The organism is Xanthovirga aplysinae (assembly GCF_009711365.1).
GTDB lineage: Bacteria > Bacteroidota > Bacteroidia > Cytophagales > Cyclobacteriaceae > Xanthovirga > Xanthovirga aplysinae.
Genome location: NZ_SMMB01000934.1, coordinates 1 through 5621, shown reverse-complemented (window position 1 = coordinate 5621; position 5621 = coordinate 1). Strand labels below are relative to the sequence as shown.

General features: G+C 34.1%; 5 protein-coding genes. All 5 read right to left on the bottom strand.

Annotated features, from left to right (window positions below; genetic code table 11):
* Positions 1-261: 261 nt before the first annotated feature.
* Positions 262-942, bottom strand: coding sequence for a carboxypeptidase-like regulatory domain-containing protein (locus E1171_RS08470; protein WP_155205574.1), 681 nt, complete (start codon positions 940-942; stop codon positions 262-264).
* Between the two features lie 715 nt (positions 943-1657).
* Entirely contained in the window at positions 1658-2824 is a 1167-nt protein-coding gene (locus E1171_RS08465) for an aminotransferase class V-fold PLP-dependent enzyme (RefSeq protein ID WP_155205573.1), read from the bottom strand.
* Between the two features lie 349 nt (positions 2825-3173).
* Positions 3174-4097 carry an MBL fold metallo-hydrolase gene (locus E1171_RS08460; RefSeq protein WP_155205572.1) on the bottom strand — a complete coding sequence of 308 codons (924 nt, stop codon included), beginning with the start codon at positions 4095-4097 and terminating at the stop codon, positions 3174-3176.
* A 28-nt stretch (positions 4098-4125) separates the two neighbouring features.
* Complete coding sequence (locus tag E1171_RS08455) at positions 4126-4893, bottom strand: helix-turn-helix transcriptional regulator (RefSeq protein ID WP_155205571.1); 768 nt, start codon at positions 4891-4893, stop codon at positions 4126-4128.
* 424 nt (positions 4894-5317) lie between these two features.
* Positions 5318-5621: hypothetical protein (locus E1171_RS23750; protein ID WP_222931450.1), on the bottom strand; the 304-nt coding region annotated here is incomplete at its 5' end.

Sequence of the window (5621 nt, the reverse complement as noted above, 5' to 3'; positions counted from 1 at the left end):
ATTCCTATACTTGCAGTAAAAAAAATAAAAATGAGAAGGTCAATTGTTGGAACCTGGTCATTCAAAAAGGCTACCGCTAATAACACTAATACCAATACTGAAATAATTGCAGAAGTCCATTTAAAGGCTACTTTCAATTTCCACCCATTAAGTTTTAAAAATTCTTTCATCTGGTCTTTAATTTGGTACTGCTAACGTGATTGTAAAAATAGTTGCTTTGGTCGTGTGTTAGCCGCTTGCGGCTATTTTTTTTACAAAGTGTTACTTGCCGATTATTGGTATTTTCTCCTCGTCCGAAATTTTTTCATATTTAATTTTGCCAGTAGCTCGACTTGTCAATATTAGATAATCTGAGGTTACTTTGACAATCTTAAATTTCAAAGTGTCATCGGAGTTATAGTAGTAATTGGAAGTGAGGTTGACATTGAAATTTTGAGTAGTCCCATTTTGAAGAATAACAGGTATTTCAATATTGTCAAACCCTACAAAACTGACTATAACGCTAAAACTCTCTTTATTCTTACTCACCCTAAGGGTTCCTTTTCCTTGAGAGTCGGAAAAAGTAAAAATGTTCGATTTTTTAATAAGTAGATTAACCCCATTTAATGGGTTTGTGATTGTATCATTGAACACCTTGATATTAACGGTAATACTATCGTTATCCCAAATTGACTTAGCACTTTTTAATTCGTAAATAGGGCAATGCGCATAGTTAGAAAAATTGATTATTAAGAAGTCTTTATCAACTAAGTAATTACCCTTACCAAACTTTTTTCCAGTATCATGATTAACACTTACATCTACAAAGGCATTTTTAATCTCCAATAGATAATTCACATATCCACGGTCTTTTTTTATCGGGTAGTAATTTCCATCAACTATGTTCACTTGACCAAAAGCAAAAAATGGGGTGAAGCAATAAAGTATTAAGATTATCTTCATAGGACATTTATTGGCAAGTTACTGCCCGACTAGCTGCTGTGCTTTTTGGCGTCGGTATTTTAGCGCGTTGGCAAAGCATGGCAGCTCTCCATTGTTGGCATTTCGTTATTTTACATTATTGTTCTAATGATATCCCCAATTAGTAAAAATACATGGATTGCAACACAACTTAATTGTATCCAAAATATAGTTTTTAGGATTGTTCTTGCCGTTCTTATTCTTAAAGATTCATCTGATTTCTTCTTGAATGCTGCAATTCCTCCACCAATTATCATCCCAAAGAAATTCCAGCTTATTCCCCATGTTACGAAGTTCGTTACAAATGCAGAACCATAATTCAGGGTTTCAATCTCGTTATATGGAATATAACCAGCAGTTAATGGGTGTAAAAAAGTATTGATGATAATAAAAATCAGTATTAATAGGAAATACCTATTCTTGTTGTAAATAAATATATCGCTTCATATCATATTTTTAAATTCCTAACGTCTAACCCGATATGATTTTTCTCTTCCATTTTGAATAATGAATGCTAACGACCCGACTATGCCTAGTGCAGGATTTGAAAGCTAAAACCTTCAAATTTGCAGTAGCCAAGAGTTTATATTTTGTATTTAATTTTTTCACCTTAAATACAAAATTAAAGTTTTGCTAACTTTATTAAATTTACTGACCTTTCAATTTAGTACAAAACCTGCAATACGTATAGGTTTAGTTAGGCACTGGCTTTTAACGTATTCTTGATACAAGAAACTAATTTGTTCATATCATTTTCATTATTGTAAACATTCACTGAAACTCTAACAGCGTTTCCACGAAGTGATGCAAAAATTTTATTGTTAACGAATTGACTTTGAAGCTTTTCCAGGTCCATCGAATAACCAAATCGAATTCCAAATAAATGGTTTGCTCGGAAATCACCATCTTCAATGATACATCCTATATTTTTTAGTTCGTCTATTGGTTTGGCTATTAAATTTTTACAATATGCTTGAACATTCTCGACTTTCCACTCATTCAGTTGCTCAATGGCTCCATTCAAAATAGGGACTAAATGGAAGTTAGAATTTTCGCCAACATTGTATCTGCCTGCTAGTGGTCGATAATGTGGTGTATAATCTACCAAACCTTGAAAATCATTACTGTCTTTCCTGTTTATCCAATTTTCTTCCAAAGGATTTCCATTGTCAAAATATTCGCCAAAATACGAAAGACCCAATGAGAATGGTCCTAACAACCATTTATAGCCCACGCAGAAAACTGCATCCGGTTTAATATTTTGTATATCAAATGGCAAAGCACCAATTGATTGCGAGCCATCAATAATAAGAAGAGCATTATGTTGTTTGGCCTTTTTGCTAATTTTTTCCAATTGAAAAAGTGTTCCGTCTGCCCAATGGACATTACCCAAAGCAACAACTCTTGTTTTGTCTGATATTGAGTTTAAAATCTTCTCATTCCATAATTTGCCTCTGTTTTCGGGCTCATTTGGCGGCATTATAATTTTAATTTCTGCTCCGAATTTCTTCGTGATATTCTGCCAAGAGTAGTAATTACTCGGATATTGTTCATGAACAATTAAAATTTCATCTTTTTTACTCAACTTTATGTTATTTGCTACAGATGCAATTCCATATGAAACGGACGGAATAAGAGCAATACGTTGGAAATCATCACAGTTGATAAGTTTTGCAAAATTTCTTTTTAAAATTTCAGGTGGTTTGAACCAATCGTCGCGCGATATTTTATAAGGTCTTTGTCTTAAATCAATAGCCTCCTTTCCTAAAATTGATAATTTATTCATCAAAGGTGCAATGTTGGCACAATTCAAATATGAAACGTCATTTGGTAAGTCAAATTTATCTTTTTGATTTTTTAGCATATATTTTAATTTCTTTGAATTTTGGTTCTTCTCGTGCTGTTTTTTCAGCTTTTGCCTAACGGCCCGGCTTGGCTGCTGTGCTTTCCTAACGTCGGCTTTTGTACGTTGGAATAGCTTGGCAGCTTGCCATTGTTAGCCACTGGCATTCCTACCAGTTGTTCCTTTTTTTCTATGCGATAAGTCTTTTCTAATTAAGTGTTTACTTTCTTTAAAGTATCAGCCTACTGCTGGTGTTTATCAATAATACGTGTTAAAAATTTCAATCCAAAATAATTGTTTTCAAATTCATTTTTTGCCTTTATAATCTGTTTCGTTCTCTTTGGAAGCTTAGCATTTGTTGAAGTTCCGATTATCGTTGATGTCCATAAATGATCTCTATCCATGGATACATTTCACTGAACCCGATCAACTGAGAAAGGCTTTTTTCAGCAGTTTCCTGATGATCCACCCATCCTGGTTCGATATTTTTTGTAAATCCGTATTTAGTATGACTAGCATCCCCAGTCATGAGTACAGGGCCTTCACTAGTCATCAAGAGATAGGATAGGTGACTGCTTGAATGGCCAGGTGTATGAATTGCCAAAAATGATCCATCACCAAAAATGTCCAGTATGTGATCAAATGGAAACTTATAAATTCCTTTTGACCAATCAAGTTCAAAAAGTTTGTCCTTTTTGGTTAAATGATTTGATTGATATAAGAAAGGAATATTTATATACTGCTCCCCTTTACCTATATATTTAGGTATGGAAGGATTCAACTCCGGTAAGCCTCCTGTATGATCACCATGCAGGTGAGTAATGAAAACACCCTTAATATCTTTGTTTTCCCTTTCAAGCTGAGCAGCTATATTTTGCCCTTTGCGCTGTCTGGATTCTAAAATGAAATTTCCGGCGAGCAGGCCTTTGATATTACCTTCCTCCTGGAAGGTGCTATCTAACCCTGTGTCAATCATAAACCACCCTCTTTCCTTATGGTGAAATAAGAAAACAAACACATCTACCCATAAATATTCCTCCAGTCCATTTCCCACTTTCAGTTTTTTTGTATTTAACATTCCACTTAAAGGAACTTTAACCGAACCCGTGTTTAAAACTTTAAATGAGTCAATAACAGAGGTACTATTCAATATCTCATCCCAGTTTTTACCAGACAGATCGTTTGGGGGTAAAGTATACGCTAACCTAAAGGGCTTAATGGAACTTAATCTAATCGCAACCGCACTAATAGTAACTACTAGTGTTAACAATAAAATTATGATCTTTTTACTCATGACTTTGTTTTTTAAGACAAAGTTGGACCTAATGAGGAAAAGAAACTTGAACGAATTTGCTGTTCTTAGCAATTAGAGAAGGGGGAACTCCTGTCATTTTTTTAAAAGTTCGGGTCATATGGGCCTGATCTGCGAATCCAGCTTTATAGGAGGCATGGGTGAGGGAATGACCTTTCAATATCTGTTCTTGTACAATTTTAAGCCTTGTCCATAAAATATAATTAGAAATGGGCAGCCCCATTTTCTCCTTGAATAAGTGAAGCAACCTGCTTTCACTTAGGTAAGCTACTTCCATAAGCATCTCGGAAGTGATATTTTTATCGATATTGTTTGAGATGAAATCCAGAATGTTTTGGATTCGCCCTTCTTTTTGGGAGGTTCTGAAAGTATTCTGATATTGGAAAGTGTTTTCAATCATAATTCTCATCGCTTCCCAATTTTCATTATTAAGAAGTTCTGAAAATATTTTGAAATCCAATTTTACAATATCTTTGGAAGGATAATCTATAATCGGCACATTTTTCAGCTGCTTGCTTAAAACCCATTCCCCCAGGCTTGATTCTGGATTAATGTCTATGCTAATTATGTGGATGTTATTTGCGTCACATTGATGAATGTGATTAGGAGCTATGAGAAGTCCCTTTTTATTAATCCAGTTGCCACTTTTATCTTTTGAAAGAAAAGTACCATGGGCAGCTACAACCAGTTGAATTACAGGATGACTATGTTCTGTAACTCTTCGTGGATGGCTCCCGTAAAATAGCCTAAAGTCACTCCATATTACCAGATAATTCATTATTTATTTAGTTAAATTAGCTCGTTATTGTTATCCATCTGCTTTTCAACAAACCTTTCCTATTTTTTTTACTTTGTTATATTATTAGCTTATTCCATTGAGGTTTTACTTTCGGAAAGTTTTCCGCTTACAACGGACATTTTTTAATATTATCTCTTTAAAATTACTTTCCAAAGTACTCATATTCCAATTTTCCTAAATCATTAAAAAGGTCAAAGTTTTTCAGTTCGAAAATCATTTTATTCCAGTCAGAAAGTCTTTTATTGTCAAAAAAATTAAATTCCTATGTTTTTTGTTAACCCGATTTTTAGCTTTCCTTCTTTCAGTTTGTGGCTAACGGCCTGGCTGGCTGCTGTGTTTTTTGAGCATCGGATTTTTTGCGCGCTGGCAAGGCATTGCAGCTCGCCAATATTGTAAATCGTTTTCATTTGATTATTTCAAACAATCTTTCCGTCTTGTAGGCTTCCCATTTTAACTGGTTATTATACCAAACTTTAGTCACAATTTCATTGGAACCAATATTGTCAATCTTGGTTTTAATTATATCAGAGGTCATTTCGGAAAATTCTATCTTTGTTTCAGAGACATTGTCCTCCATAATTTCGGTACTAGGAAAAATTAAAAGGTAAGTCCCATCTTCTCTTTCTTGGGTCGTTATTCCCATTGGATAATCTAAATTCCCCTCATAATATCTCACCCATTCATTGTCTGATTTATGGTATATATTA

Coding starts and splice junctions, on each gene's coding strand:
- E1171_RS08470 (WP_155205574.1), bottom strand. CDS start 942: ATGAAGATAATCTTAATACTTTATTGCTTCACCCCATTTTTTGCTTTT.
- E1171_RS08465 (WP_155205573.1), bottom strand. CDS start 2,824: ATGCTAAAAAATCAAAAAGATAAATTTGACTTACCAAATGACGTTTCA.
- E1171_RS08460 (WP_155205572.1), bottom strand. CDS start 4,097: ATGAGTAAAAAGATCATAATTTTATTGTTAACACTAGTAGTTACTATT.
- E1171_RS08455 (WP_155205571.1), bottom strand. CDS start 4,893: ATGAATTATCTGGTAATATGGAGTGACTTTAGGCTATTTTACGGGAGC.